Raw genomic sequence first — 25,041 nt, 5'->3', positions numbered from 1 at the left:
GCGGGACGGCGCGTGAACTTTCGTTCTTCTTGGAAACAAGTCAATTGTTCCTACTCTAAGTAGTCCGTCGCATATCTCCATCTGGAGCCAGCAGCAGCACCACCAGCGACAGCGCGGTCAGCGCGACACCTCCCAGCACAACCACCGGCGGGACGGGATTGCCGAGGCCAATTTCCCAGAGCAAAACCCAGGACGGCGTCAAATACGTGTAGGCCATCACCTTGGCCGCGGGCAGGCGCAGCGTTGCGTAGTAGATCAGCACAAACGTCGAGGCGCTCGCAAAGATCGAGGTGTAGAGGATCGTCACCCAGACCACGCGCGGCAAAGCCAGCCAGTCGGTCTCGAGGATGGCCTCCGCCCCCAGCACCGCCTGCACAGCCGTCCCCGCCAAGAGCACGCCCAGCGTGTACCCAAACGGCGACGCACCCCGGTTCAGCATTCGCGCCAGCGGGATGTAGAGCGCATGCGCCACCGCTCCGACGAAAAAGATCAACTCACCGCGCCCGATGTCGAACCGCATCAGCGCGCCTAGGTCTCCGCGAAAGACCACCCAGATCGCACCCGCTGCGCCGATCGCCAGAGCGAGCGCCATCAGCGGCGTCGTGCGCTGGCGCAGCAGCAGCCAGCCAAACCCCGCCGCCATCACCGGTGTCAGGGTAAAGACAACCGCCGTGTTCACCGGCTCGGCATATTTCAGCGCCTCGAACATCAGCACGAAGTAGCTCGAAAAGAGCCCGCCCAAGAGCACGAACCGCCAGGGCGCGACAAAGTCCGCCCGCGTCATCGTGCCGGTCAGCACTCCCAAGCTCGCCACCACCACCGCTGCAATCGCAAAGCGCGACGCGTTAAGCGCAATCGGCGCGATGTCATACGCCACGATCCGCCCCAGTGAGAACGACCCGGCGATCAGCAGCGAGAACGCGAGCATCGCCAGATGCCCGCGATGCGCCTCGCTCATGCGTCCTTCCAGTTGCGCGCCTGCGCCTTGAGATGCGTGAGCAGCGCCTGCACCTTGGCCGTGCGGTGCAAATCCACGTGAGTCACCAGCCAGGTCGGCACCGTCCAGCTGTCCTCCGGCTCGAGCACCTGGATCAGCTCAGGCTGGCGCGACGCGGCATACATCGGGAAGAACCCGATCCCGATCCCCGACTCGACCGCTGCCTCGAGAACACGCATGTCGCCGCTGGTAAAGGTGATCCGCTCGTCCGGCACATGCGCCCTCAGCCACCGCGAAAAGGGCGCACGAAAGCCTGGATCGTCAAAGGAGACGAACACGTGCTCCTTGAGGTCCGCATAACTCTTGGGCAGCCCGTGCTTGTCCGCATAGGCCCGCGTCGCATAGAGCGAAAAGGCGATCTGAAAGAACGGCTGGACCACGTTGTCCGGCTGATCCGGCGGGTTGCCGGCACGGATCGCCACATGCGCTTCACCGTATTCCAGCCGAAAGAGGCGCGAGCCCGTCAGGTACTTGAGCGTCACGTCCGGGTGCGCGTCCTGAAACGCGCCCAGCACCGGCACCAGCTGCGGCGCCATGCTCTCAACCGAGGTGACGACCAGCTCGCCGGCCACGTCCGCGCCGCGTCCCTTGATCCGGTTGACCAGCTGGCTCAGCTGATCGTCCGTCGCCTGTGCCACGCGCAGCAGATCGTCTCCGGCCTCGGTCGAGGTGTAGCCCCGCGCGTGCCGCTGAAAGAGCTTGGCTCCGAGCCGCTGCTCGAGCGCGTCGATGTGGCGGATCACCGTGGCGTGGTGCACCCCCAACGCGTCTGCCGCGCCAGACACCGTGCCCATGCGCGCGACGTGGTAGGCCGTGCGGATCTCATCCCAGCTGTCCATTGGCATGTCCTCTCAGCGCTGTGCACATCTGCACACATGCCACAGACTTACCGCGCTCGCGCACTACGTCGCAAGACACGAAACCGTGGCGACATCATGGCCAACGGCACCGCGGCACGAAATAAATCTGACGGGAGAATGGAGGCCAGCCTCTCAAAAGCGGCACCCAGAAACGAGGACGGGCGGCCAGGTCATCCCAGCCGCCCGTCAAAACTCAACTCAAAAGTGAGTGTATTCGAAATCAATCGGTGCCGGAAGCAGCCGCAATGCCGGCGACCACGAGGATCGCGCCAAGTGCGAGAACTGCGGGCGAGATCGACGATTCTGCAGCAACCACTGCAGGCACGAACGGATCCGCTTCGATGATGACTTCGTTTTTGCCGCCGGCGAAAGCGGAGCTTGCGCCAACTGCTGCGATCAGCGCAGCTGCAGTCAAAGTGCGTTTCACGTTAAAACTCCTTCACGCTCTACAGAATCAGTATCTAGCACAGGGTATTTCACTGTGCGATGCGTTTTCTCACTTTTTCTGCGGCTGCATTGCGCGATTTATCGCCTATTCCCAAGGCACTTGCCCTAAGCGCCCCCGCCAATTGACACATAGGGCGCGCCTTGGTAGCAGCCACGTCAATCCCCGGTCGGTGCATCCGTCCGGTCCCGGCCCATTCGGGATCGCCACCAGTCAGCGCGTTGCGCCCACTGGTGCGTTTGTCGTTTGGACCCCGGCTGCCCATATAGGGCCATGTGAAACAACGAAAAAGGCGCCCGCGCCATGTTTGAGAACCTGTCCGACCGCCTCTCCGGCGTCTTCGATCGCCTGACCAAGCAAGGCGCGCTGAGCGAGGATGACGTCAAGACGGCCCTGCGCGAAGTGCGCGTCGCCCTGCTTGAGGCGGACGTGTCGCTGCCGGTTGCACGCGACTTCGTCAAGGCCGTCCAGGCCAAGGCAACCGGCCAGGCGGTGACCAAATCGGTGACCCCAGGGCAACAGGTCGTAAAAATTGTGCACGATGAGTTGCAACATGTGCTCGCCGGTGACGGTGAGCCTGGCGCGCTCAAGATCGACAACCCGCCCGCGCCGATCCTCATGGTCGGTCTGCAGGGCTCGGGCAAGACGACGACCACCGGCAAACTGGCCAAGCGCTTGACGGAGAAAGAGGGAAAACGCGTCCTGATGGCGTCCCTCGACATCTACCGTCCGGCGGCGATGGACCAGCTCGCGGTGCTCGGCATGCAGATCGGCGTCGACACGCTGCCGATCGTCAGAGGCGAGTCGGCCGTCCAAATCGCCAAGCGCGCCAAGACCCAGGCAAGCCTCGGCGGCTACGACGTGGTCCTCCTCGACACCGCCGGCCGTCTGCAGATCGACCAGACCCTCATGCAGGAGGTCGAAGACGTCCGCGACGCGGTCCAGCCGCGCGAGACACTTCTTGTCGTTGACGGCCTGACGGGCCAGGTCGCCGTTGAGGTCGCCGAGGAATTCGACGGGAAGATCGGCATCTCCGGCGTCGTTCTCACCCGGATGGACGGCGACGGCCGCGGCGGTGCCGCCCTCTCGATGCGCGCTGTCACCGGCAAACCGATCAAGTTCGTCGGCGCCGGCGAAAAGATGGACGCGCTCGAAACCTTCGAGCCCGAACGCATCGCAGGCCGCATCCTCGGCATGGGTGACATCGTCGCCCTCGTCGAAAAGGCGCAGGAAACCATCGAGGCCGAGCAGGCCGAAAAGATGATGCGCCGCTTCCAGAAGGGTCAGTTCAACATGAACGACCTGCGCTCCCAGCTCGAGCAGATGCTCAAGATGGGCGGGATGGAGGGGATGATGTCCATGATGCCCGGCATGGGCAAGATGGCCAAACAGGTCGAGGAAGCCGGCTTCGACGACCGCATCATCCGCCAGCAGATCGCCCTCATCCAGTCGATGACCAAGAAAGAGCGCGCCGCGCCGCAAATCCTCCAGGCATCCCGCAAGAAACGCATCGCTCGCGGCGCCGGCATGGAGGTGAGCGACCTCAACAAGCTCCTGAAAATGCACCGGCAAATGTCCGACATGATGAAGAAGATGGGCAAGATGGGCAAAGGCGGCATGCTCAAACAAGCCATGCGCGGCATGATGGGCAAAGGCGGCGCCATGCCCCCAGGCATGGACGGCATGGACCCCAAGGCGCTCGAACAGGCGGCCAAGCAAATGGGCGCCGGTATGCCCGGCCTCGGCGGCGGCATGGGCCTGCCCCCCGGCCTCTCCGGCTTCGGCAAGAAGAAGTGACGCCAGACATGCCGCGCTCAGTCCTTCTCTGGTTCCCAAATACCTCCGCCGGAGGCTCCCACCGCGCGCACCTGCGCGCCGGTCTTCTGCGAGGATTGCCCGCATGATCCAGACGGAGTGGATTTTCGGTCTGCTTGGCGGGCTGGTGATCGGCAGCGCCGCTGCGCTATTTTTGCTGCTGAACGGTCGCATTATGGGTGCGTCCGGCTTGCTGGGCGGTTTGATCGACGGCAGCGCGCGGCACGATGCGCGTGTTCGCCTGGCCTTTGTCGCCGGTCTGATCGTGGTGCCTGCGGTTATGGCCGCCACCATAGGAGTCGCGCCGACGCACGTCGCAACCAATCCAGTGCTTTTGATCCTTGCCGGGCTTTGCGTGGGGATAGGCACGCGGCTCGCCAACGGTTGCACGTCCGGCCATGGCGTCTGCGGGATCTCCCGGCTGTCGTGGCGCGGGATCGTGGCCACGCTGTGCTATCTCGGGGCCGGTTTTGCGGTCATGGCCTTGGCACGTCACGGGCTTGGGGTGATCTGATGCGCAGCGTGGTGGCACTTTTCTGTGGTGGATTATTTGGCGCGGGCCTGACGGTTTCAGGCATGACCAACACGACCAAGGTGCAAGGATGGCTGGATCTGTCCGGGGAATGGGATCCTACGTTGGCATTCGTGCTTGGCGGGGCGATCGTGCCGATGCTGGTCGCCTGGGCGGTCGCGCGCCGACGGACCAGAGCGGTGCTCGGATCACCCCTTCCGGGGCCGGCAGACCCGGTGATTGACCGCAGGTTGATGGGCGGGTCGCTTCTTTTTGGCACCGGCTGGGCGCTGGTGGGGTTGTGTCCTGGCCCAGCGATGGCGGTTCTGGGGTTCGGCGGCTGGCCGGCCTTTTTGTTTTTCGCCGCGATGGTGCTTGGCATGATGGCCAAGCCAAGGCTGTTTGCCGAGCGGGTGCGCCATGCTTGAGACCCAGAACCTCACGCTCCGCAAACCCGGCCCGCAGGACATCGACGCCGCCGTGGCGTTCTTCACCTCGGACCGCGCGCAATACGTCGGCGGCCCGCACACGCCGGGCATGGCCTGGCGCCATTTCGCCGCCGAGGTCGGGCACTGGGATCTCAGGGGCTACGGCATGTGGGCCTTTTGCCGCAAAGGGACGGACGACGCCCTCGGCCTTGTCGGCCCGTGGTATCCAAACGACTGGCCAGAAACGGAAATCGGCTGGATGGCCTTTGCCCACGCCGAGGGCAAAGGGCTTACGTTCGAGGCTGCAAATGCCGCCCTCGACCACGCCTACGGCACCCTCGGATGGTCCACCGCGGTCAGCTATATCGACGCGCGCAACACGCGCTCGATCGCCCTCGCCGAACGCCTCGGCGCGACGGTCGATCCGTATGCGCCCCAGCCGAAACCGGACCTGCCCTGCCTCGTCTACCGCCACCCGGTGAGGACAGCCGCATGACCGTTACCTTCACCGTCCCCGAGGTCACGACAGACCGCCTGCGCCTGCGTGCGCCAAAGGCGAGCGACCTCGACGCCTACGCCGCCTTCCGCGCCTCCGAGCGGTCCAAGACCGTCGGCGGACCCTACCCGGCGCACACCGCCTGGAGCCAGCTGGCAAACCTGATCGGTCACTGGGTGCTGCGCGACTACGGACGCTGGATGATCGCGGACAAGGATACGGACGCGCCGCTCGGCGTCTCCGGCCTCTACTATCCCGCCGACTGGCCCGAACCCGAACTCGCCTGGTCCGTCTTCGAAGCCGCCGAGGGCAAGGGCATCGCGTTCGAGGCCGCCACCGCGGCCCGCGCCTACGCCTACGAGACGCTTGGCTGGACCCGCCTTATCTCCTGCGTCGATCCGGCCAACACCCGCTCGGTCGCGCTTGCGCGCCGCATGGGCTGTGTCGAAGAAGACGCGTTCGAACACCCCGAATACGGCACATTGCACATCTGGCGCCACCCCGCCCCCGAGGAGCTGACATGACCGACACGACCCAGCGCGCCGCGGAGGTGCTCAAGGAGCACCGCGCCTCCATCGACCGGCTCGATGCGATCCTCGTCTACACCCTGGGCGAGCGGTTCAAGCACACCCAGGCGGTGGGCAAGCTCAAGGCGTCACACGACCTTCCACCCAGCGATCCGGCGCGTGAAGCGAACCAGATCGCGCGGCTCGAAGATTTGGCAAAGGAGGCCGACCTCGACCCCGAATTTGCCAAGAAGTTCCTGAACTTCATCATCGCTGAAGTCATTCAGCATCACCAGAAACATCAATCTTAACAGACCTGTAGGGTGGGCACCTGCCCACCTTACGCAAGCCAGACATCAGGAGAACAAGACCCATGGCCATGAAAATTCGTCTCGCCCGCGGCGGCTCGAAAAAACGCCCCTTCTACCGCATCGTCGCAGCCGACAGCCGCATGCCGCGCGATGGCCGCTTCATCGAGAAGCTCGGCACCTACAACCCGCTCCTGCCCAAGGACAGCGAAGACCGCGTCAAGATGAACATGGAGCGCGTCCAGCACTGGCTCGACCAAGGCGCGCAGCCGACCGACCGCATCCAGCGCTTCCTCGAAGCCGCCGGCACGATGGAGAAGAAAGAGCGCAACAACCCCAAGAAAGCCGAGCCCGGCCAAAAGGCCAAGGACCGCGCCGAAGAGAAAGCCGCCAAGGCAGCAGAGGCCGCCGAAGCGCCCGCTGAGGAAGCCGCCGCCGAATAAGGCGCGCGCTCGAACACGTGACGCCCCGGGCCTGACCCGGGGCCTCCCAACCCTTTGCGCAACTTCGAACGCGGCTGCCCATGCCAATCGACCCGCTTCAGGACCACGTCTGCGTCGCCGCGCTTAGCGGCGCCTTTGGCGTGCGCGGCGAGGTCCGGCTCAAGAGCTTTACCGCCATCCCCGAGGACGTCGCCGCCTACGGCCCGCTCCACACCGAAGACGGCAAGCACAGCTATACCGTTGGCATCGTGCGTCAGGTCAAAGGCGGCTTTGCGGTCCGCCTCGGCGGTGTCCTGACCAAGGAAGACGCGGACGCGCTCAAGGGGGTGCGCCTCTACGCGCCCCGCGCGGCATTGCCGTCCCTGCCGGACGATGAATTTTATCACGCCGATCTGATCGGCCTCGATGTGCATGACACTGGCGGGGCGCGGATCGGGCGGATCAAGTCGGTGCAATCCAACGGCGCCGACGACTTACTTGAAGTGCACGGACCAGGGCTCAAGGCGACCGTGCTCGTTCCCTTCACCCGTGAGGCGGTCCCAACGGTTGACCTTTCGGCCCGGCGGGTGATCGTCGATCCGCCGCTAGGTCTTTTCCCGGACGACGGGGATGAGTGACACCCCGCGCTCGTTCGGGCGCAAGTCGATCCGCGCGAGCCTTGTTCCGCAGGACCTGATGGCCCCCAGCGCGCCGCGCGCGGGTGTCTGGACGGCGCGCGTCATCACCCTCTTTCCTGAACTCTTTCCCGGCGCGCTGGGCGCCTCGCTGACAGGCCGTGCGCTGGACGAGGGGAAGTGGGCGCTGGTCCCCCACGACCTGCGCCAGCACGGCATCGGCCGGCACCGCAACGTCGACGACACGCCTGCAGGTGGCGGGGCCGGCATGGTGCTGCGCGCGGACGTGGTGGATGCCGCGCTCAAGGCCGTGCAGAGCGATGGCCCGGTGCTCTACCTCTCCCCCCGAGGCGCGCCTTTCACCCAAGCCAGGGCGCAGAGCCTATCGCAAGGCCCCGGGGTCACGCTCCTCTGTGGTCGTTTCGAGGGGGTCGACCAGCGTGTGCTCGACCACCACGGGATCGAGGAAGTCTCGATGGGTGACTACGTGCTGACCGGTGGCGAGCTGCCCGCGATGGCGCTGATCGACGCTGTCGTGCGGCTCTTGCCGGGTGTGCTCGGCAATGCCGCCTCCACCGAGGAGGAGAGCTTTTCCGCCGGCCTCCTCGAGCATCCGCATTACACCAAACCCGCCACCTGGCAGGGCCGTCCCATCCCGGATGTGCTGATGTCGGGACACCACGGCGAGATCGCGAAATGGCGCAAGGCGGAGGCCGAAAGCCTGACCCGCACCCGGCGCCCGGACCTTTGGAGGGCCTACGATGCAGATGACACCCAAGGCGACTGACATGTTGCTGGGCGCGCTGGTGGCGGATGCCGCGGCGCGCGGGCTGCATTGGCTCTACGATCCGGCGCGCATCGCCGAGGTGGCAGAGTCCCACGGCAGCGCCGCCTTTGTCCCGATCGACCACGCGCATTACGCCGACGTGCCGGGCGTGGCCGTGCATGCGCCCGGCACGGACGGCCAGCAGACGCAGTATGGTGAGGTCCTCTTGACCGCGCTACGCGTCGTGCGGGCCAAGGGCGGGTTCGACGTCACCGCGTTTCAGGACGCCTATGCCGCGCATTTCGGGCCCGGTGGAACCTATGTCGGGTATATCGACCGGCCGACGCGCGGCACGCTCGACAACCTGCACCACGCTGTCACCGATCCCTCGGGCGTTGACGACGACCAGCTGCCGGCACTCGCCACCTTGCCCGCCGTGCTGGCTGCGCATCATGGTCAGGCGGAGGTTATGACGACGGCGCAGCAGGCGATCCGGGTGACCAACGTGCATGAAGCGGCGGAGCGCTACGGGGCGGTGGCGGTGGGCTTGCTCTCGGCGCTTTTGGACGGCACGTCGCTCAAAGACGCGCTCGCGTCAGCCGCCGCGGGTCAGGGTGATCTCGAGACCGCGCTGGGCGCGGAGGAGGCAGACTCGGTCGCATATGGAGAGACCACAGGCCGCGCGTGCCACCTGCATCAGGGCGTGCCGCTCGTGTTCCACATCCTCACGCGGTCCGGTGACTACGCCGAGGCCGTCGAGCGCAACATCCGCGCGGGCGGCGACAGCGCGGGCCGGTCGATCCTGCTCGGCGCGGCCGCGGCGCTGGCGTGCGGCCAGGCGTCGATCCCGACGGACTGGATCCGCGCAACCCATGCCGCAAACGAGGTAAAGGGCGCCTAAAGAGGGCGGCGTTTAGCCTTTTACATCCGCACCGGAAATTCACGCGCCGTCCCGAGGGGTGGCGCGGCCTGACAGTGCCTGTCAGGCGGGCGATTTAATCAGGCGGTGTGTATGCGGTGTAGCGCAGCCTACCGGAGACCAAACCTCCGAGCTTGCTTTTTGCGGCCCCCGTGGGAATGGTAGCTGCATTTCCAGCACGCGGGCATTTGCGATGTTTTACGGCACGTTCAAAGACGAAGCGCAAAAGCAGAAGTTCCGCGACGCGCTCAAGCTCTTCGAGCAGGTGTTCGGCCCGGTCTTTGCTTCCGACAACCTGATCGGCCTGCAACGCACCGCGGGCTTTCGCCAGGACCCCGCCTTTGCCGAAGCCGTCCGCGCCAACGCCGAAAACGCGCAGGAGCGTTCGCTGATCTGGCGGCTACACTCGCTGGTATGGGCGGGACAGCACGCGCTCAGCCTGCCCGCAGGGGACATCGTGGAATGCGGCGTGTGGAAGGGGTACTCGATGGGTGTGCTGGCGCACTTCCTCGGGTTCGCGGACGTGGACCGCACCATGTACCTCTACGACACGTTCGAAGGCATCCCCGAAGCGTATAACTCTGAAAAACGGTCGAACGCCGTATACGAGGCGCAGAACCGCGAGACCAAGACGATCTACGATCACTGCGTCGAGCGCTTTCTGCCCTATCCCAACGTTAGGATCGTGAAGGGCATCGTGCCCGACACCTTTGCGGAGGCATGCCCGGACCAGATCGCGCTCTTGCACATGGATCTGAATTCCTCCGCCGCCGAGATCGCCGCGCTCGAGGTGCTCTTTGACCGGCTGGTGCCGGGCGGGATCATCCTTTTTGATGACTACGGCTGGACCGGGTACCAGAGCCAGAAGAAGGCCGAGGACGCCTGGCTCGCCGAACGCGGTCACCACATCATGGAAATGCCGACCGGGCAGGGGCTTTTGATCAAGCACTAAAGGGCGCCTCGCCCCTTGATCGACGCGCCTGCCTGCCGTACAGGGGCGCATCCGAGGCGGTCCGGCGGCGAGTCGGCACGCCCTGGTGCATTGCAAACAACAGCTGCCTGGCGCGGGCTGGGTAGACATCTCCGCGGGCAAACCGCGACGACAAAAAGGAGTGGTCCCATGGACCTGATCGCAACGCTCGAAGCCGAACAGGTGAAAGAGCTGGGGAAAGACATCCCCGATTTCAAAGCCGGCGACACCATCCGCGTCGGCTACAAGGTGACCGAAGGCACGCGCAGCCGGGTGCAGAACTACGAAGGTGTCTGCATCAGCCGCAAGAACGGCGAAGGCATCGCCGGCTCGTTCACCGTCCGCAAGATTTCTTTTGGCGAAGGTGTGGAACGTGTGTTCCCGCTCTATTCGACCAACATCGAGTCGATCGAGGTGGTGCGCCGCGGCCGTGTGCGCCGGGCCAAGCTCTACTACCTCCGCTCGCGCCGCGGTAAATCGGCACGTATCGCCGAAGACACCGGCTACAAGCCCAAGAAAAACGCCTGAGAGGAGCGGTAGCGATGAAAAAAGATACCCATCCCGACTACCACGTCATCGACGTCAAGATGACCGACGGCACGATCATCAAGATGCGCTCGACCTGGGGCAGCGAAGGCGACACGCTCTCGCTCGACGTCGACCCGACCGTGCACCCGGCATGGACCGGTGGCGGCACCCGCCTGATGGACGCCGGCGGCCGCGTCTCCAAGTTCAAGAAGAAATACGAAGGGCTCGGCTTCTAAAGCCCCGCCTTTCACGACGACCCCCAAGGCCGCCCCCGGGCGGCCTTGTGCGTTTTGGGACTCACCCGCGCGCAAAGGCTCTTCAACGCTGCAAGCCCTCTTTCCCGGTAGGGCGCGCCACCATATACTGCGCTCCAGCGGATCTTCCGCGCTAGGGGAAGGGCAGGCAGCGCATGGCGCATATCATCGTCGTCGGAAACGAAAAGGGCGGTGCGGGCAAGTCGACCGTGTCGATGCACGTCGCGACCGCGCTGGCGCGCATGGGTCACGAGGTCGGCGCGCTCGACCTCGATCTGCGGCAGAAAACCTTTGGCCGCTATGTCCAGAACCGGCAAGCCTACTGCGCCGAGCACGAGCTGTCTCTGCCGATGCCGCGCTACACCGATCTGCCGAACATCGACCCGGCCACGCTGGGCCCGGGCGAGAACATCTACGATCACCGTCTGTCTGCAGCCGTGGCAGCGCTCGAGGAGGACAGCGATTTCATCGTGATCGACTGCCCCGGCTCGCACACTCGGCTGAGCCAGGTCGCCCACTCGCTAGCGGACACGCTGGTCACGCCCCTCAACGACAGCTTCGTGGATTTCGACCTGCTCGCCCGCACCGACGGCAGCGCGGACAAGGTCGAGGGACCGTCGGTCTACGCCGAGATGGTCTGGAACGCGCGCCAGCTTCGCGCGCAGGCCGGCCTCGAGCCGATCGACTGGATCGTGCTGCGCAACCGCCTCGGCGCGCAGAACATGGTGAACAAGCAAAAGATGGAGAAGGCCGTCGACACCCTCGCCAAGCGCATCGGCTTTCGCACTGCGCCCGGCTTTCACGAGCGGGTCATCTTTCGCGAACTCTTCCCGCGCGGCCTGACGCTGCTCGATCTCAAGGACATCGGCGTCAAGCAGCTCAACATCTCGAACGTCGCTGCCCGCCAGGAGCTGCGTGATCTGGTCAAGGCACTCGAACTGCCGGGCGTGACCGCCGATTTCTGAGCGCCGCAAGGTTCGACACCGCGAGCGCCGCAATCACCACCGCGCCACCTGCAATCGCCCAGCGTCCCGGCGCCTCCCCGATGACGGCCCAGACCAGCACGGGCGCCAGCACAGATTCCAGCAGGATCAGTAGCGCAACCTCCGCCGACGTGATGTACCGCGGACCCAGCGCCAGCCCCGTCGCACTGACCGTGATAAAGACGCCGTGCAGCGCCACATACCGCCACTGATCGTCCGGCACCGCCCAGGGATCGACAAACGGGATCAAGGCGGCAGAGCTCGCGAGATACGCCACCGCAACACCCGGCACCATCGACACTGCCCGTGCCTGGCGCGCCGCCGTCAACCCAGCCGCAAAGAGCGCCGCGACACACAGCGCCAGCACATCCCCCGACCAATGCGCGCCCTCGGTCTCCCCCGAGCCGTAGGCGATCAGCGCCAGCCCCGGCACCACGGCAGCCATTGTCCATAGCATCCGCCGCGAGATCGGCTCGCCAAGGAACAGCCGGCTGAACACGGCCGCAAAGATCGGCATCGCCGCGATGATAAAGACGACGTTGGCCACCGACGTCGACTTGACCGCCAGCACAAAGAGGATGCCGCTCCCGCCCGCCGCCGCCATGTAGAGCCACGCCGGAGGCCCCGCGCGCAGCACCCGGCCAAAGGCGCCCGGACCCATCAGGATCAGCACCGACAGAACCAGCCCGGCTCCCGAAGTGATCCCGCGCCAGAACGAGACCGTCAGCCCCGGCGCCTCGATCAACTTGATGAACAGCGCATCCGGCACAACGCAAAGCACGCCCACCAGCGTGATCAACAGCCCCTTGCCCTGCTCGGTCATGTGGTGGTCCGTGTCTTACTTCTCACCCGCGGATAGCTGCCTGCCGCCTGTGCCGAGGTCAAGCCTTGGCTGGGGCGTGCATACGATACGTCGAAACAGAACAAATCCACTTTGCCTCGCCCCACGATACCCGTCAGATTGGCGCGAAACGGAGGATACCAGATGACGCTTGCTCACCGCGCTTGGGTGCCGGATGCCTGTGAAACCCGCGTGCAGGCGATCGCCAAATCCACGACCCGCCAAAGCTCGACGGATGTGCTTGACCGGATCGAGCGTCTCGCCGAGCAGAACCGCACCATCCATGAGCAAGAGTGCTTCAACCTCAATCCGGCCACCAATGTGATGAATCCACGCGCCGAGGCCCTCCTGTCCGCTGGCCTGGGATCGCGGCCATCCCTCGGGTATCCGGGCGACAAGTACGAGATGGGGCTGGAGGCGATCGAAGAGATCGAAGTCATCGCCGTCCAGCTCTGCGCAGAGGTCTTTGACGCGCGGTATGCCGAGGTACGGGTGCCATCCGGCGCGCTCGCCAACCTTTACGGCTTCATGGCGACATGCCAGCCGGGCGATACGATCATCGTGCCGCCGGCCTCGATCGGCGGCCACGTGACCCACCACGCCGCCGGCTGTGCCGGGCTCTTCGGTCTGCACAGCGTCGAGGCGCCGGTGAACGCCGACGGGTACACGGTCGACCTCGGCGCGCTGCGCGCCCTTGCGCGCGAAGTGCGCCCCAGGCTGATCACGGTGGGCGGCAGCCTCAACCTCTTTGAACACCCGGTCGCCGAGGTGCGTGCCATCGCGGACGAGGTCGGGGCGCAGGTCCTTTTCGACGCCGCGCACCAGTGCGGGATCATCGCCGGACGCGCCTGGTCCAACCCGCTGGCCGAAGGCGCGCACCTCATGACGATGAGCACGTACAAGAGCCTCGGCGGACCCGCGGGCGGCTTGATCGTCACCAATGACGCCGACATCGCCCGCAGGCTCGACACGATTGCCTTTCCGGGCATGACCGCCAATTTCGACGTGTCCAAAACGGCAGCGCTGGCGGTGACGATGCTCGATTGGCAGGATTTCGGCGCGGCCTATGCCGCTGAGATGATCGCCATGTCACAGGCGCTGGCAGAGGCGCTGTCAATCCGTGGCGTGCCGGTATTTTCAGGCGCGCAGGGCTTCACCGCCTCGCATCAATTCGCCATGCTGGCCGGTGAGTTCGGCGGAGGCCAGGCCGCATCCAAGCTTCTGCGCAAGGCGGGTTTTCTTGCCTGCGGGATCGGATTGCCAACAGCCCCCGTCAGAGGTGACATGAACGGCCTGCGCATCGGCACGCCCGAACTCGTCCGGTGGGGGATGACCGCATCCGATGCAGCGCAGCTGGCGCACCTCATCGTCGAGGGACTCGAAGGCCACCCAATCGCAGCCGAGGTCGCGGCCTGGCGGCAAACCTTCGACACGCTGCACTTCGTGCACAAATAGGCGCTCCCAGCCACCACGTCCTGTTTTCACCGCACACCATCAAGCTTCTTCTGGCTGTAAATATCCCCGCCGGAGGCCATCTCGCGAGGCCGCCCGAAAGGGCGGACGAGCCGGCTTTGCCGAATGAGCGAAAATCTTAGTCCGGCGGCATCCCAATCGCCTTCCGCCCCTCCGCGACCTTCAGCGAAAAGTCCGTCCCGAGCCACGGATCGGCGTCCGGCGTCGTGAGAAACGCGATGGCCTTGGCGACCCAGTCTGCCGAGATATGCGCCTCCCACGGCAGCTGGCTGACGGGGTTTAGGCCGGAGGCGCGGATCTCTTCCTGCATAGCGGTCGCGACGGTGCCCGGCGACAGGCCGATGACCCGAACGCCCCGATGGTGTGCCTCCCGATGCGCCACACCGGTCAGGCGCAGGACGGCGGCTTTCGAGGCGCAATAATGCGACCAGCCTTCGAGCGCGGAGTTTGCCGCGCCAGACGAGATGTTGACGATCGTCCCGCCACCAGCGCTCGCCATCACCGGTATTGCGTGACGCAGGCCGTGATAGACGCCCTTGACGTTCACATCGATGACGCTGCCCCAAGCTGCGGGATCGCTGTCCTCGATCCGTGTTATCGGGTCGATCAGCCCGGCATTGTTGACAAGGATGTCGAGCCGTCCCGTCGCCTCCATCGCGGCGCTGACCAGTGCCGACACGTCGTCTGATTGTGCCACGTCGGTTGCAAGGGCGGTCGCTATGCCACCCTCGGACACGATCTCGCGCGCAATTTCTGCGATGCCACTCTCGCTGCGCGCCGCAAGGAAAACATGTGCGCCGAGGCGTGCCAGATGGCGGGCGGTTTCCGCGCCGATCCCGCGGGACGCGCCAGTGATGATGGCCGTCTGGCGGGAGAGATCGGGGGAGGTCGTCATGTGCATGTCCTTTGCTTTGGCGTTGATTGCGACTCGACACGTCCCAGAATTAATTCAGGCTTAGATCGCGATAAATCTGGCCGTAGGGCAAAGTGTCGTGCATAACACGCATGAATAGATAAAGACCGATCATGGATATCGCGCTTCTCAGAACCTTTGCCGGGGTCGCGCGCGCAGGCTCCTTCGCGGCGCATGCGCGGGAGGTGGGGGTCGATCCCTCCTCCATCTCGCGGCAGGTGGCGCAGCTCGAGGCCGCGCTGGGTCTGACCCTTTTCGAACGCACGACGCGGCGGCTTTCTCTGACCGAGGCCGGGCGGCTGTACCTCGAAGCGATCCGCGGACCGCTCGACGCGCTCGAAGAAGCCGCCGATGTCGCCCGCGATGCGGTCAGCGTTCCGTCCGGGGTGCTCCGGGTCACGGCCTCCGTTGCGTTCGGAGAGCGGTGGCTCATTCCAAGGCTCGCCGCATTTCGTGCCGACTACCCGGAGGTGCAGCTTGAGCTGCATCTGACGGACGGAATTGTCGACCTGTCGGACGGCTCCGTCGACGTGGCCTTGCGGCTGGGTCCGCGCATCGAAGGCGCGCTTGTCGCGGCCAAGCTCTTTGACACGCGCTATCGTGTGGTCGCCTCACCAGACTACCTCGCGCGCGCCGGGCACCCGCATACCCCGGAGGAGCTGCACAAGCACGATGGCCTTCTCTTCAGCCTGCCTGGATTCCGCGAGATCTGGCGGCTGCGCCCGCGTGCAGGCGGCCCGGTGATCGAAACGTTGCCGCGCCCGGCCATGACCATCTCGAACGCGCTGGCCCTGCGCCGCGCGATGCAGGGCGGGATAGGGGTGGCGCTCCTTGCCGATTGGACAGTGTCGGACGATCTTGCCAACGGCAGCCTGATCGACCTTTTCCCGCAGCACGATGCCAGTGCCGGGGAGTTCGACAGCGCGGCATGGGTCGTCTACCCCTCGCGCGGGTACATGACCGCGCGCCTGCGCGTGTTCATCGACCACCTGCGCACGGTTGCCAACGCGAAACCCGAAAGGCGCTAGGTCGAGGCAAAAGCGTCCTTGTGCATCTCTCGCAGGACGTTCTTTTGCACCTTACCCATCGTGTTGCGCGGGAGTTCTTCGACGAGCAGCAGCGCACGCGGGTGTTTGAAGCGGGCGAGGGCGGCGGCGGTCGCCTCCTTGATCCTGGCAAGATCCGGCGTCTCGCCTTCGGCAGGCACGATCAGGCCCAGGACCGTCTCGCCGAAATCGGCATGCGGCACACCTATGACGGCGCTTTCCAGCACGCCCGGCTGCGCGTCGAGCACCAGCTCGATCTCCTTGGGGTAGATGTTGTACCCGCCCGAGATGATGAGGTCCTTGTCCCGCCCGACGATCTGCAGATAGCCATCCGCGTCGACCAAACCGAGATCACCCGTGAGAAAGAACCCGTCCTCGCGCAGCTCTGCGGCGGTCTTTTCCGGCATCTGCCAGTAGCCTTTGAAGACGTTGGGACCGCGGACCTCGATCTGGCCGACGTTTCCGGGGCCCAGCGTCTCACCCGTCTTGGCGTCCGTGACCTTGACCTCTACCCCCGGGAGCGGCAGCCCGACCGTTCCCGGTATGCGCGCGCCGTCGTAGGGGTTTGACGTGTTCATGTTGGTCTCGGTCATCCCGTACCGCTCGAGGATGCGGTGCCCTGTGCGCGTCTCGAACTGGACATGCGTTTCAGCAAGGAGCGGCGCAGAGCCTGAGATAAAAAGGCGCATGTGCTCGGTCAAATCCCGCGTGAACCGCGCGTCACCGAGAAGGCGCGTGTAGAACGTCGGCACCCCCATCATCGACGTGGCCTCGGGCAGCCACGCGATCATCGCATCAAGGTCGAATTTCGGCAGAAGGATCATCGATCCGCCCGCAGCGAGCATCACATTCGTCGCAACAAAGAGGCCATGCGTGTGAAAGATCGGCAGCGCGTGCAAAAGCACATCGGCCTCTGTGAACTGCCACAGATCTGCCAGCGTCACCGCGTTCGACAGCAGGTTCTCCTGCGTCAGCATCGCGCCCTTGGACCGGCCTGTCGTGCCCGAGGTGTAGAGGAAGGCTGCGAGGTCCTCCGAGCTGCGCGGCACGGTGTCGAAGGCGCGCGGCATGGCGGAGGACGCCTCCATCAGCGTGCCGCTGCCATCCGCGTTCAGCGTCATCACCGCAGCGCCGAGCGTGCCGGCAAGCGTCGTCAGCTCGCTGGCGTTCCTTTGGTCACAGACGATCAGCGCCGCGCCGCTGTTCTCGACAAAGTACGACAGCTCACCGACGGTATAGGCCGTATTGAGCGGGATGAAGATCAGGCCCGACTGCACGCATGCTGCATAGACGGCGAGCGCTTCGGGCGACTTGTCGACCTGGACTGCCACCCGGTCTCCGGCCTTGAGCCCGTGCGCGGCCAGCGCATGCGCGATTTGTGCCGCTATGGTCAGAAAAGCGTCGTGCGAGATGACCCGTCCATCTGGCAGCTTGAGAAAGGGCGTATCCTTGCCTGCATGCACTCCAAACAGGCCGTCGTAGAGCGGATTTGGCATCGGTCTATCTCATTTCCTCGGCAGGCGGCGTCACGGGCGCCGCGCAGTCGTGACCCTCGTGCATGGCAGAGGAGGGCGTCCTATGTGGCTACGAGCTTTGCGGGGCTTGATTCAACCGTCGAAGCGTCGAATGCATCATAAAAGCACGCCTTGCGGTGCCGACGGAGATCCACGAGCCTTTTGTCCGGCGTATTGACGTGCGCTAGCAATGTTCTCTGGCGTCGCCGAAAACCCATGGCGACCCCGGCAGGATTCGAACCTGCAACCTGCCCCTTAGGAGGGGGCTGCTCTATCCAGTTGAGCCACGGGGCCGACGGGTGTGTCCTAGCCGTCGCGCGTTCGACTGTCACCTCGCAATTTGCAAAGGCTCTTTGCGGTTTGTGGACCTGTCATGGAAGCCGCCGGAATTGAACACTTTGTAAAGCTCTGCGAGTAAATTCGAAACTTTTGAAATTCGCCTGCGTTCCTGCACCAGGGCGCGTGCGAGGCTTTGTCTCAAGAAGCCGAAAGATCGCGGAACGTCCATTCAACAGGGGAATGACGATCAATGAGAGCTTTCGACTTTGGACAATCACGCGCATTGCTGGCAACGACATCGTTGATCACGCTGACCATGAGCGCGGGGCTTGCCTTCGCCGACGCAACGGCGCCTTGCAACACCGGCGCGGGAACGAACTCCACTGAATGCGGCGTGAACACAACTGCCGATGGCGATTTCTCAGTTGCAGTGGGTGACGGGGCCAGCACCGACGCCACCGCCACGGACGGCGTCGCGGTCGGCGCGGTGGCAACGGCAACGGGTCCGTCTACAACGGCAATTGGCGGTGAGACCGTTGCGACCGGGCCGGGTACAACGGCAATTGGCTGGCAGTCGCAAGCGACAGGTGAGCGCGCGCAAGCGCTTGGTCACCTGGCGACGGCCCAAGGCGTAAGGTCGTTGGCTGTCGGCGAGAACGCCGACGCTCAGTCGGACAACGCAACGGCGATCGGTAACGAAGCCATTGCGAACGGAATTGACGCAATCGCGCTTGGTGACACCTCTGTTGCGACGGGTCCGTCCACGACCGCTGTCGGCGGTGAGACTATTGCAACCGGGCCCGGCACCACCGCAATTGGGTGGCGCTCCGAGGCAACCGCTGAGCGTGCGCAGGCGCTGGGGCATTTGGCGACAGCGCAAGGTGAGCGGTCGCTCGCAGTTGGTGAAAATGCGGATGCGCAGTCCGATTTATCGACAGCTATCGGTAACGAGGCCATTGCAAATGGTATCGACGCTCTCGCGTTGGGCGACACGTCTGTCGCGACGGGTCCCTCGACCACGGCCATCGGCGGCGAGACTGTTGCCACCGGCCCCGGCACCACCGCAATTGGTTGGCAGTCGCAAGCCACGGGTGAACGCGCGCAGGCGTTCGGGCACCTCGCGACGGCGCAGGGTGTTCGGTCGCTTGCGGTTGGTGAGAACGCGGATGCGCAGTCCGACAATGCGACGGCGATTGGCAATGAGGCTATTGCGAACGGTGTCGATGCGATTGCGCTAGGCGACACATCGGTAGCAACCGGTCCGTCCACGACGGCGATTGGTGGTGAGGCAGTTGCGACAGGGCCAGGCACCACAGCCATCGGTTGGCAGTCTCAGGCGACAGCTGAACGTGCGCAGGCGTTCGGTCACCTAGCGACAGCGCAAGGCGTGAGATCACTCGCAATTGGCGAAAACGCAGACGCTCAATCGGACAATGCCACGGCGATTGGCAATGAGGCTATTGCGAACGGTGTCGATGCGATCGCGCTGGGCGACACGTCGGTAGCGACCGGTCCGTCCACGACGGCCATCGGTGGCGAGACCGTTGCGACCGGCCCAGGCACGACTGCCATCGGCTGGCAGTCGCAGGCAACCGGCGAGCGGGCGCAGGCGTTCGGTCACCTCGCCACAGCGCAAGGCGTGAGATCACTCGCAATTGGTGAAAACGCGGACGCTCAATCTGACTTCGCTACAGCGATCGGCAACGAGGCCATCGCAAATGGCATCGACGCCATTGCGCTGGGCGACACCTCTGTCGCCACCGGGCCGTCCACGACGGCTATTGGCGGAGAAACCATCGCAACCGGACCGGGCACCACAGCGATCGGCTGGCAAGCCATGGCGACGGCCGAGCGCGCGCAAGCCTTCGGGCACCTGGCGACCGCATCGGGCGTGCGCTCCACGGCAGTTGGCGAGGCCGCGGTGGCGAGTGGCGCAACGTCGCTGAGCTTTGGCAACCTGTCGGTCGCATCGGGTGACAACTCGGTCGCGATTGGCAACGGAGCGCAGGCGACGCGCGACAACCAGGTCAGCATCGGCACATCTTCGAACACCTACACGCTGTCCGGCATTGCCTCCGCTGAAAGCACCGCCGCGCAATCCGGCGAGGTGGGGCTGGTGACGTCCGACAGGACAGGCAACCTGGCGGTCATCAGCAGCGGGATGACGGCGTCCGAGCTGGCAAACCTCAGCACGGGCGTTGCGGCCAATACCGCCGCCGCGCGCGCCAACGCCAACGAGATCAGCCGCAACCGCTCCCGCATTGCCGACAACAAGGAGGGGATCGCGATGGCCATGGCCATGTCCGCGCCGTACGTGCCGGGCGACAGCACCTTTGCCTTTACCGGCAGCCTCGGTCACTTCGAGGGCAGCAACGCAATGGCGCTCAACATGGGCGTCCGGGTGAGCCCGACGACCCAGTTCGATGCGGGCGTGAGCTACGGACTTGATCGCGACCAGTTCGGTGCACGACTGGGTGTCACCTACGCATGGTAAGAGCCGGACGTTTGTTGGAAAAAGTGTCGCGCGGCGCTCGCGCGGCACTTTTTCTATGCGCGTTGGGCGTGGTGTTCGCGGCGCCGGCGATGGCACAGCAACCGTCCAGCGTTGACCGAAGTTTCGCGACGGCGCTGATCCGCGATATCCTGACGGCGATCAATCATGGGAACTGGACGGGGAACTACACGGTGCTGCGCGACTATTCCTCGCGCGACTTTTCGGACCGCAACGATCCGACCCGGCTTGCTGGACTGTTTGCTCCAGTGCGGGAACGCGGGATCGACATGCTGCCGATCCTTGTCACCGAGCCCGAGATCCTGAGCGTACAGACGGCGCGCCGCGACACACAGATGCGGTTGACCGGGTACTTTCCGTTGCAGCCGGAGCATATCAGTTTCGACCTGGTGTTGGTGCAGGAGAACCGCCGTTGGCTGCTTCTCGAGGTCTCCGTCGGGGCGTTCGACCCTATCCCGCCGCAACCGGCTCGGCAAACCGCGCCGAATGCAGCGCCTCCATCGGACTCGGGTTCGGACTGAGGCCACGCCTTGCGCCTTTGCATCGCCGCGCCTAGTGTGCGGCGACAGCTTTTTTTCAGGATGCGCCAAGGCCTTGACCGCAAACGACAACCGCCCCCTGACGCTGCGCGATGTCTCCGAGGCGTCCGGCGTGTCCGAGATGACCGTCAGCCGCGTCCTGCGCAACAAGGGTGACGTGAGCGCCGCCACCCGCCAGCGCGTGCTGACCGCCGCCAAGGACCTCGGCTACGTGCCGAACAAGATCGCCGGCGCGCTCGCCTCGTCCCGGGTCAACCTGGTCGCGGTGATCATCCCTTCCCTGCGCAACATGGTGTTCCCCGAAGTCCTCGCCGGCGTCTCTCGCGTGCTCGAAGGCACCGAGTTGCAGCCGGTGGTGGGCGTCACCGACTACATGCCCGAGAAAGAGGAACAGGTCCTCTACGAGATGCTCTCATGGCGCCCCTCGGGCGTGATCATCGCGGGGCTGGAGCACACCGAGGCGTCCAAGGCGATGCTGCGCGCCGCCGGCATCCCGGTGGTCGAGATCATGGACACCGACGGCACGCCCGTCGACAGCGCCGTCGGCATCTCGCACCGCCGCGCGGGCCGGCAAATGGCGCAGGCCATCGTAAAGGCGGGCTACGAGCGGATCGGGTTTCTTGGCACCAAGATGCCGCTCGACCACCGCGCCCGCAAACGCTTCGAGGGATTCACCGAGGCGCTCGCCAAGGAGGGCGTGGAGGTGGTCGACCAGGAGTTCTACTCCGGCGGCTCCGCGCTCAAGAAGGGGCGGGAGATGACCCGCACCCTGCTCGAACGCGACCCCGAGCTCGACTTTCTCTACTATTCCAACGACATGATCGCGGCCGGTGGGCTGCTCTACATGCTCGAGCAAGGCATCGACATCCCCGGCCAGATCGGCATGGCGGGGTTCAACGACGTCGAGCTGCTCGATGGCTTGCCGCGCCGGCTCGCCACGATGGACAGCTGCCGCGATGAGATCGGGACCAAGGCCGCCGAGATCATCGCGCGCCGCGTCGCCGACCCTAAGGCCGAGGTCGAGCGCATCGTCGAGCTGACACCTAAGATCGACGTGGGTGACACGCTCAAACGCTGGTGAGTGTCCCAATCCTCGACAATCGCTCCGCAAGGGCGCATTTCCTGCACGCGCACGCCTTGGCCGAGGCACCCACCGGCGGCACTGACCCCGCGAGCCTGCACGCGCTGATCCACCGACTGGGGTTCGTGCAGGTCGACAGCGTGCGCACCGTCGAGCGCGCGCATGACATGATCCTCTTTGCACGGCGCCCGGCCTACCGGCCAAGGCACCTGCCGCGCGTGATCGAGAAAGAGCGCCTCCTTTTCGAGCACTGGACCCACGACGCGGCTGTGATCCCCGTCGACTTCTTCGCGCTCTGGCGGCTCAAGTTCGCCCGCGATGCCGCCCGGATCAGCGCCAAATGGGACGACTGGCGCGGACCCGAATACAAGGCGCTCCTCGACCGCGTCTACGCCTTTGCCGAAACCCACGGCGCTTGCAACGCCGACGACCTCGGCACCACCGCAACCAAGGGCGGAGGCTGGTGGAACTGGCAGCCGGAAAAGACCGCGCTCGAGTACCTCTGGCGGTCAGGCAAGCTCACGATCTGCCACCGCACGAACTTCCGCAAGCATTACGATGTGACTGAACGCGTGCTGCCCGGCCCCGCGTCCACGCCAAACCTGACGCCCGAAGAGACCATCGACCGCCTCAACTGGCTCGCACTGGAGCGCCTCTCTTTCGCCACCTCCGGCGAGATCGCCGCCTTCTGGGACATCGTCACACCGCAAGAGGCCAAGGCATGGGTGCAGCACAACCTCCGCACCGGCGCCCTCCGCGAGGCCGACATCACCCTCAATGACGGCAGCCTCCGCCGCGTCGTCAGCGTGCCAGACCTGCCAGACCGCGACCCACCGCAAGTCACCCAGCGCATGCGCGTCCTCAGCCCGTTCGACCCAGCGTTGCGAGACCGCAAACGCGCCGAACGGCTCTTCGGCTTTTCCTACCGGATCGAAATCTTCGTCCCTGCCCCCAAACGCACCTACGGCTATTACGTCTTCCCCCTCCTCGAAGGCGACCGCCTCGTCGGCCGCATCGACATGAAGACCAATCGCGACACGGACAGTCTCCACGTCACCGCCCTCTGGCCTGAACCGCCCGTCCGCTGGACCAAGGCCCGCCAGACCAAACTCGAAACGGCCCTCGCCCGCACCGCCCGCTTTACCGGCGTTTCCGGCGTCACCTTTGCAGACAACTGGCTCCGCGCCCCAATCCTCGCCTGACCCGCGTCCTTCTTCTGGCGATAAATATCCCGGGGGTGTGGGGGCGGGCCCCCACTCTTACCCTGCTCACAAGTCGCACCAGCCACCCTTGCACGAACCGCCCAAAGGCGTAGCATCGCGCGACACACCGGCCCGGAGGCATGCCCGATGAAAGACGACAACTTCCTGCGCGAGAACAACGCCCGCCACCTCTGGCACCCAATGGGTCATCCGGGCGCGCTGCAGGAGAATCCTCCGACGATCTTCACCGGTGCCGAAGGCGTCTATCTGCACGACCTTGACGGCCACTCCGTGATCGACGCGGTAGGCGGGCTCTGGTGCGTTAACCTCGGCTACTCCAACGAGGCGCTCAAACAGACGATCGCTACCCGCGTCCACCAGCTGCCCTATTGCTCGAACTTCGGCGGCTCGACAAACGACGCGGCCATCGAGGCATCCTTTGCCGTGCGCGAGTTCTTTGCCGAGGACGGCATGGCCCGTGTCTTTTTCACCTCCGGCGGCAGCGACGCCGTCGACACTGCGCTCCGCCTCGCCCGCCAGTACCACCGCCTGCGCGGAGAGCCTGGGCGGACCAAGTTCCTGAGCCTCAAGAAAGGCTACCACGGCACCCACTGGGGCGGCGCGTCGGTCAACGGCAACAACCGCTTCCGCATCAATTACGAGCCGCTCTTGCCCGGGTGCTTCCACTTGCCGGCGCCCTACACCTACCGCAACCCGTTCGACGAGAGCGACCCCGAGCGCCTCGCCGACCGCATCGTCGCCGCCATGGCCGACGAGATCGCCTTCCAGGGCGCAAACACCATCGCCGCCTTCATCATGGAACCGATCCTCGGCGCGGGCGGCGTGCTGGTCCCGCACGAGAGCCTGATGCCGCGCCTGCGCGATCTCTGCGCGGACCACGGCATCCTCTTTATCGCGGACGAAGTCATCTGCGGCTTCGGGCGCACAGGCGCGTGGACCGGCTCGCGCCGCTTTGGCGTGAAACCCGACATGATGACCGTCGCCAAGGGCATCACGTCAGCCTACTTCCCGGTCGGCGGCTGCCTCGTCTCCGACCAGATCGCAGACGTCTTCGAGACGTCAAACGCCGACGGCGCGATCTTCACCGGCTATACGTACTCCGCCCACCCCGTGGGCGCAGCTGCCGTCGTCACGTGCCTTGCCGAAACGCTCCGCCTCGACACCAAATCCAACGCCGGCCCGCGCGGCACCCAGCTCTACGAAGGCGCTTTGCGCCTACAGGAGAAATACGACTTCATCGGCGACGTCCGGGGCGGCGTCGGCCTGATGTGCGGGATCGAGCTGGTCTCGGACCGCGCTGCCAAGACACCCATGGACATGGACACGATGACCCGCGTGCACAAAGCCGCCTACGAAGCCGGCACCAACACGCGCCTCGGCATGAACAATATCCTCATGTCCCCGCCGCTCGTCATCTCCGAGGCCGAAGTCGCCCAGATCATCGACAACCTCGACACGGCCTTTGCCACGGTGTAACCCCTTAGTCTGGTTTGTTTTGAGCCAAATGAGCCAGCGTCGCAGTGTCCTCGCTCGCCTTATCCTCTTGAACTCCCGAAAAGACGCCGCGCAGGATGAAGATAGTGATGGCTGCAAGGGCGAGAACAGGCGTGCCAAAAATTGCGATCTGAGCTGTGAAGTGCCCCTAGATTTGTAGACGCTTTGCTTGGTAATTTTGGAAGCAAAGGACGACGCAAATGTCAGGGCAAATTCGTTACTCAGATGAGTTCAAGATCGACGCGGTGGCGCAGGTCACGGAGCGTGGATATTCGGTCAAGGA

At 65.0% G+C, this 25,041-nt stretch carries 28 protein-coding genes and 1 tRNA gene; 22 read left to right on the top strand and 7 right to left on the bottom strand.

Annotated elements, in window-relative coordinates; genetic code table 11:
• Nucleotides 1–55: 55 nt before the first annotated feature.
• The 3 genes from ACU0B3_RS09895 to ACU0B3_RS09885 all read right to left on the bottom strand — a co-directional run bounded on the left by ACU0B3_RS09895 (nt 56) and on the right by ACU0B3_RS09885 (nt 2,284).
• The gene (locus ACU0B3_RS09895; protein WP_446260689.1) at nt 56–958 is read right to left on the bottom strand and encodes a DMT family transporter; all 903 of its coding nucleotides are present in this window, start codon (nt 956–958) and stop codon (nt 56–58) included.
• A complete protein-coding gene (locus ACU0B3_RS09890) occupies nt 955–1,836 on the bottom strand; it encodes a LysR family transcriptional regulator (RefSeq protein WP_446260688.1) in 882 nt (293 codons plus the stop codon). Before ACU0B3_RS09890 ends, ACU0B3_RS09895 begins: the two co-directional genes overlap by 4 nt.
• A gap of 241 nt (nt 1,837–2,077) precedes the next feature.
• On the bottom strand, nt 2,078–2,284 hold the full coding sequence (locus ACU0B3_RS09885) for a hypothetical protein (RefSeq protein WP_446260687.1): 207 nt from the start codon (nt 2,282–2,284) through the stop codon (nt 2,078–2,080).
• A gap of 321 nt (nt 2,285–2,605) precedes the next feature.
• On the opposite strand from ACU0B3_RS09885, the gene ffh reads away from it, so the two are divergent.
• The 14 genes from ffh to ACU0B3_RS09815 all read left to right on the top strand — a co-directional run bounded on the left by ffh (nt 2,606) and on the right by ACU0B3_RS09815 (nt 11,825).
• A complete protein-coding gene (gene ffh / locus ACU0B3_RS09880) occupies nt 2,606–4,099 on the top strand; it encodes a signal recognition particle protein (RefSeq protein WP_446260686.1) in 1,494 nt (497 codons plus the stop codon).
• Between the two features lie 28 nt (nt 4,100–4,127).
• Nucleotides 4,128–4,631, top strand: coding sequence for a YeeE/YedE family protein (locus ACU0B3_RS09875; protein WP_446260813.1), 504 nt, complete (start codon nt 4,128–4,130; stop codon nt 4,629–4,631).
• Entirely contained in the window at nt 4,631–5,056 is a 426-nt protein-coding gene (locus tag ACU0B3_RS09870; RefSeq protein ID WP_446260685.1) for a DUF6691 family protein, read from the top strand. The genes ACU0B3_RS09875 and ACU0B3_RS09870 overlap by 1 nt, the downstream gene beginning before the upstream one ends.
• Entirely contained in the window at nt 5,049–5,552 is a 504-nt protein-coding gene (locus ACU0B3_RS09865; RefSeq protein WP_446260684.1) for a GNAT family N-acetyltransferase, read from the top strand. Before ACU0B3_RS09870 ends, ACU0B3_RS09865 begins: the two co-directional genes overlap by 8 nt.
• A complete protein-coding gene (locus ACU0B3_RS09860) occupies nt 5,549–6,076 on the top strand; it encodes a GNAT family N-acetyltransferase (RefSeq protein WP_446260683.1) in 528 nt (175 codons plus the stop codon). The genes ACU0B3_RS09865 and ACU0B3_RS09860 overlap by 4 nt, the downstream gene beginning before the upstream one ends.
• The gene (locus tag ACU0B3_RS09855) at nt 6,073–6,369 is read left to right on the top strand and encodes a chorismate mutase (RefSeq protein WP_446260682.1); all 297 of its coding nucleotides are present in this window, start codon (nt 6,073–6,075) and stop codon (nt 6,367–6,369) included. The genes ACU0B3_RS09860 and ACU0B3_RS09855 overlap by 4 nt, the downstream gene beginning before the upstream one ends.
• Before the next feature lie 62 nt (nt 6,370–6,431).
• Nucleotides 6,432–6,809, top strand: coding sequence for a 30S ribosomal protein S16 (rpsP, locus tag ACU0B3_RS09850; protein WP_446260681.1), 378 nt, complete (start codon nt 6,432–6,434; stop codon nt 6,807–6,809).
• An 80-nt stretch (nt 6,810–6,889) separates the two neighbouring features.
• A complete protein-coding gene (gene rimM, locus ACU0B3_RS09845) occupies nt 6,890–7,426 on the top strand; it encodes a ribosome maturation factor RimM (protein WP_446260680.1) in 537 nt (178 codons plus the stop codon).
• Nucleotides 7,419–8,210 (top strand): tRNA (guanosine(37)-N1)-methyltransferase TrmD, encoded by a 792-nt coding sequence (gene trmD / locus ACU0B3_RS09840; RefSeq protein ID WP_446260679.1) that lies wholly within the window; start codon nt 7,419–7,421, stop codon nt 8,208–8,210. Before rimM ends, trmD begins: the two co-directional genes overlap by 8 nt.
• A complete protein-coding gene (locus tag ACU0B3_RS09835) occupies nt 8,185–9,090 on the top strand; it encodes an ADP-ribosylglycohydrolase family protein (protein ID WP_446260678.1) in 906 nt (301 codons plus the stop codon). The genes trmD and ACU0B3_RS09835 overlap by 26 nt, the downstream gene beginning before the upstream one ends.
• A 211-nt stretch (nt 9,091–9,301) precedes the next feature.
• Entirely contained in the window at nt 9,302–10,060 is a 759-nt protein-coding gene (locus ACU0B3_RS09830) for a TylF/MycF/NovP-related O-methyltransferase (RefSeq protein WP_446260677.1), read from the top strand.
• Nucleotides 10,061–10,228: 168 nt separating this feature from the next.
• Nucleotides 10,229–10,606: a 50S ribosomal protein L19 gene (rplS, locus tag ACU0B3_RS09825; protein WP_446260676.1), complete on the top strand. Its 378-nt coding sequence runs from the start codon at nt 10,229–10,231 to the stop codon at nt 10,604–10,606.
• Nucleotides 10,607–10,620: 14 nt separating this feature from the next.
• Complete coding sequence (rpmE, locus tag ACU0B3_RS09820) at nt 10,621–10,842, top strand: 50S ribosomal protein L31 (protein WP_446260675.1); 222 nt, start codon at nt 10,621–10,623, stop codon at nt 10,840–10,842.
• A gap of 173 nt (nt 10,843–11,015) precedes the next feature.
• Complete coding sequence (locus tag ACU0B3_RS09815) at nt 11,016–11,825, top strand: division plane positioning ATPase MipZ (RefSeq protein WP_446260674.1); 810 nt, start codon at nt 11,016–11,018, stop codon at nt 11,823–11,825.
• On the opposite strand, the gene ACU0B3_RS09810 is transcribed toward ACU0B3_RS09815, so the two are convergent.
• The gene (locus tag ACU0B3_RS09810) at nt 11,785–12,666 is read right to left on the bottom strand and encodes a DMT family transporter (protein WP_446260673.1); all 882 of its coding nucleotides are present in this window, start codon (nt 12,664–12,666) and stop codon (nt 11,785–11,787) included. The genes ACU0B3_RS09815 and ACU0B3_RS09810 overlap by 41 nt on opposite strands.
• A 162-nt stretch (nt 12,667–12,828) precedes the next feature.
• Here ACU0B3_RS09810 and ACU0B3_RS09805 point away from each other — a divergent pair, with 162 nt between their 5' ends.
• Entirely contained in the window at nt 12,829–14,139 is a 1,311-nt protein-coding gene (locus ACU0B3_RS09805; RefSeq protein WP_446260672.1) for an aminotransferase class I/II-fold pyridoxal phosphate-dependent enzyme, read from the top strand.
• A gap of 136 nt (nt 14,140–14,275) precedes the next feature.
• Here ACU0B3_RS09805 and ACU0B3_RS09800 read toward each other — a convergent pair whose 3' ends face one another.
• Nucleotides 14,276–15,052: an SDR family oxidoreductase gene (locus tag ACU0B3_RS09800; RefSeq protein ID WP_446260671.1), complete on the bottom strand. Its 777-nt coding sequence runs from the start codon at nt 15,050–15,052 to the stop codon at nt 14,276–14,278.
• Nucleotides 15,053–15,183: 131 nt separating this feature from the next.
• Between ACU0B3_RS09800 and ACU0B3_RS09795 the strand changes: the two genes are divergently transcribed.
• Complete coding sequence (locus tag ACU0B3_RS09795; RefSeq protein WP_446260670.1) at nt 15,184–16,098, top strand: LysR family transcriptional regulator; 915 nt, start codon at nt 15,184–15,186, stop codon at nt 16,096–16,098.
• On the opposite strand, the gene ACU0B3_RS09790 is transcribed toward ACU0B3_RS09795, so the two are convergent.
• Nucleotides 16,095–17,612, bottom strand: coding sequence for a malonate--CoA ligase (locus ACU0B3_RS09790; RefSeq protein ID WP_446260669.1), 1,518 nt, complete (start codon nt 17,610–17,612; stop codon nt 16,095–16,097). The two genes, ACU0B3_RS09795 and ACU0B3_RS09790, sit on opposite strands and share 4 nt — an antisense overlap.
• 235 nt (nt 17,613–17,847) lie before the next feature.
• Nucleotides 17,848–17,924 (bottom strand) — tRNA-Arg (locus ACU0B3_RS09785).
• Nucleotides 17,925–18,210: 286 nt separating this feature from the next.
• Here ACU0B3_RS09785 and ACU0B3_RS09780 point away from each other — a divergent pair.
• The 6 genes from ACU0B3_RS09780 to ACU0B3_RS09755 form a co-directional block, all read left to right on the top strand.
• A complete protein-coding gene (locus ACU0B3_RS09780) occupies nt 18,211–20,403 on the top strand; it encodes a YadA-like family protein (protein ID WP_446260668.1) in 2,193 nt (730 codons plus the stop codon).
• A gap of 89 nt (nt 20,404–20,492) precedes the next feature.
• Nucleotides 20,493–20,942 carry a hypothetical protein gene (locus ACU0B3_RS09775; RefSeq protein WP_446260667.1) on the top strand — a complete coding sequence of 150 codons (450 nt, stop codon included), beginning with the start codon at nt 20,493–20,495 and terminating at the stop codon, nt 20,940–20,942.
• Between the two features lie 73 nt (nt 20,943–21,015).
• A complete protein-coding gene (locus ACU0B3_RS09770; protein WP_446260666.1) occupies nt 21,016–22,041 on the top strand; it encodes a LacI family DNA-binding transcriptional regulator in 1,026 nt (341 codons plus the stop codon).
• Complete coding sequence (locus tag ACU0B3_RS09765) at nt 22,038–23,243, top strand: winged helix-turn-helix domain-containing protein (RefSeq protein ID WP_446260665.1); 1,206 nt, start codon at nt 22,038–22,040, stop codon at nt 23,241–23,243. The genes ACU0B3_RS09770 and ACU0B3_RS09765 overlap by 4 nt, the downstream gene beginning before the upstream one ends.
• 147 nt (nt 23,244–23,390) lie before the next feature.
• A complete protein-coding gene (locus ACU0B3_RS09760) occupies nt 23,391–24,740 on the top strand; it encodes an aminotransferase class III-fold pyridoxal phosphate-dependent enzyme (protein ID WP_446260664.1) in 1,350 nt (449 codons plus the stop codon).
• Nucleotides 24,741–24,958: 218 nt separating this feature from the next.
• The coding region (locus tag ACU0B3_RS09755; protein ID WP_446260812.1) for a transposase at nt 24,959–25,041 on the top strand (83 nt) is incomplete at its 3' end.

The organism is Pseudaestuariivita sp., assembly GCF_052825805.1.
This window is presented reverse-complemented; position numbering and strand designations above follow the sequence as displayed.

Coding starts and splice junctions, on each gene's coding strand:
- rpmE (WP_446260675.1), top strand. CDS start 10,621: ATGAAAAAAGATACCCATCCCGACTACCACGTCATCGACGTCAAGATG.
- ACU0B3_RS09795 (WP_446260670.1), top strand. CDS start 15,184: ATGGATATCGCGCTTCTCAGAACCTTTGCCGGGGTCGCGCGCGCAGGC.
- ACU0B3_RS09865 (WP_446260684.1), top strand. CDS start 5,049: ATGCTTGAGACCCAGAACCTCACGCTCCGCAAACCCGGCCCGCAGGAC.
- ACU0B3_RS09760 (WP_446260664.1), top strand. CDS start 23,391: ATGAAAGACGACAACTTCCTGCGCGAGAACAACGCCCGCCACCTCTGG.
- ACU0B3_RS09895 (WP_446260689.1), bottom strand. CDS start 958: ATGAGCGAGGCGCATCGCGGGCATCTGGCGATGCTCGCGTTCTCGCTG.
- ACU0B3_RS09860 (WP_446260683.1), top strand. CDS start 5,549: ATGACCGTTACCTTCACCGTCCCCGAGGTCACGACAGACCGCCTGCGC.
- ACU0B3_RS09805 (WP_446260672.1), top strand. CDS start 12,829: ATGACGCTTGCTCACCGCGCTTGGGTGCCGGATGCCTGTGAAACCCGC.
- ACU0B3_RS09890 (WP_446260688.1), bottom strand. CDS start 1,836: ATGGACAGCTGGGATGAGATCCGCACGGCCTACCACGTCGCGCGCATG.
- ACU0B3_RS09790 (WP_446260669.1), bottom strand. CDS start 17,612: ATGCCAAATCCGCTCTACGACGGCCTGTTTGGAGTGCATGCAGGCAAG.
- trmD (WP_446260679.1), top strand. CDS start 7,419: ATGAGTGACACCCCGCGCTCGTTCGGGCGCAAGTCGATCCGCGCGAGC.
- ACU0B3_RS09830 (WP_446260677.1), top strand. CDS start 9,302: ATGTTTTACGGCACGTTCAAAGACGAAGCGCAAAAGCAGAAGTTCCGC.
- rplS (WP_446260676.1), top strand. CDS start 10,229: ATGGACCTGATCGCAACGCTCGAAGCCGAACAGGTGAAAGAGCTGGGG.
- rimM (WP_446260680.1), top strand. CDS start 6,890: ATGCCAATCGACCCGCTTCAGGACCACGTCTGCGTCGCCGCGCTTAGC.
- ACU0B3_RS09870 (WP_446260685.1), top strand. CDS start 4,631: ATGCGCAGCGTGGTGGCACTTTTCTGTGGTGGATTATTTGGCGCGGGC.
- ACU0B3_RS09835 (WP_446260678.1), top strand. CDS start 8,185: ATGCAGATGACACCCAAGGCGACTGACATGTTGCTGGGCGCGCTGGTG.
- ACU0B3_RS09800 (WP_446260671.1), bottom strand. CDS start 15,052: ATGACGACCTCCCCCGATCTCTCCCGCCAGACGGCCATCATCACTGGC.
- ACU0B3_RS09815 (WP_446260674.1), top strand. CDS start 11,016: ATGGCGCATATCATCGTCGTCGGAAACGAAAAGGGCGGTGCGGGCAAG.
- ACU0B3_RS09855 (WP_446260682.1), top strand. CDS start 6,073: ATGACCGACACGACCCAGCGCGCCGCGGAGGTGCTCAAGGAGCACCGC.
- rpsP (WP_446260681.1), top strand. CDS start 6,432: ATGGCCATGAAAATTCGTCTCGCCCGCGGCGGCTCGAAAAAACGCCCC.
- ffh (WP_446260686.1), top strand. CDS start 2,606: ATGTTTGAGAACCTGTCCGACCGCCTCTCCGGCGTCTTCGATCGCCTG.
- ACU0B3_RS09810 (WP_446260673.1), bottom strand. CDS start 12,666: ATGACCGAGCAGGGCAAGGGGCTGTTGATCACGCTGGTGGGCGTGCTT.
- ACU0B3_RS09775 (WP_446260667.1), top strand. CDS start 20,493: ATGGCACAGCAACCGTCCAGCGTTGACCGAAGTTTCGCGACGGCGCTG.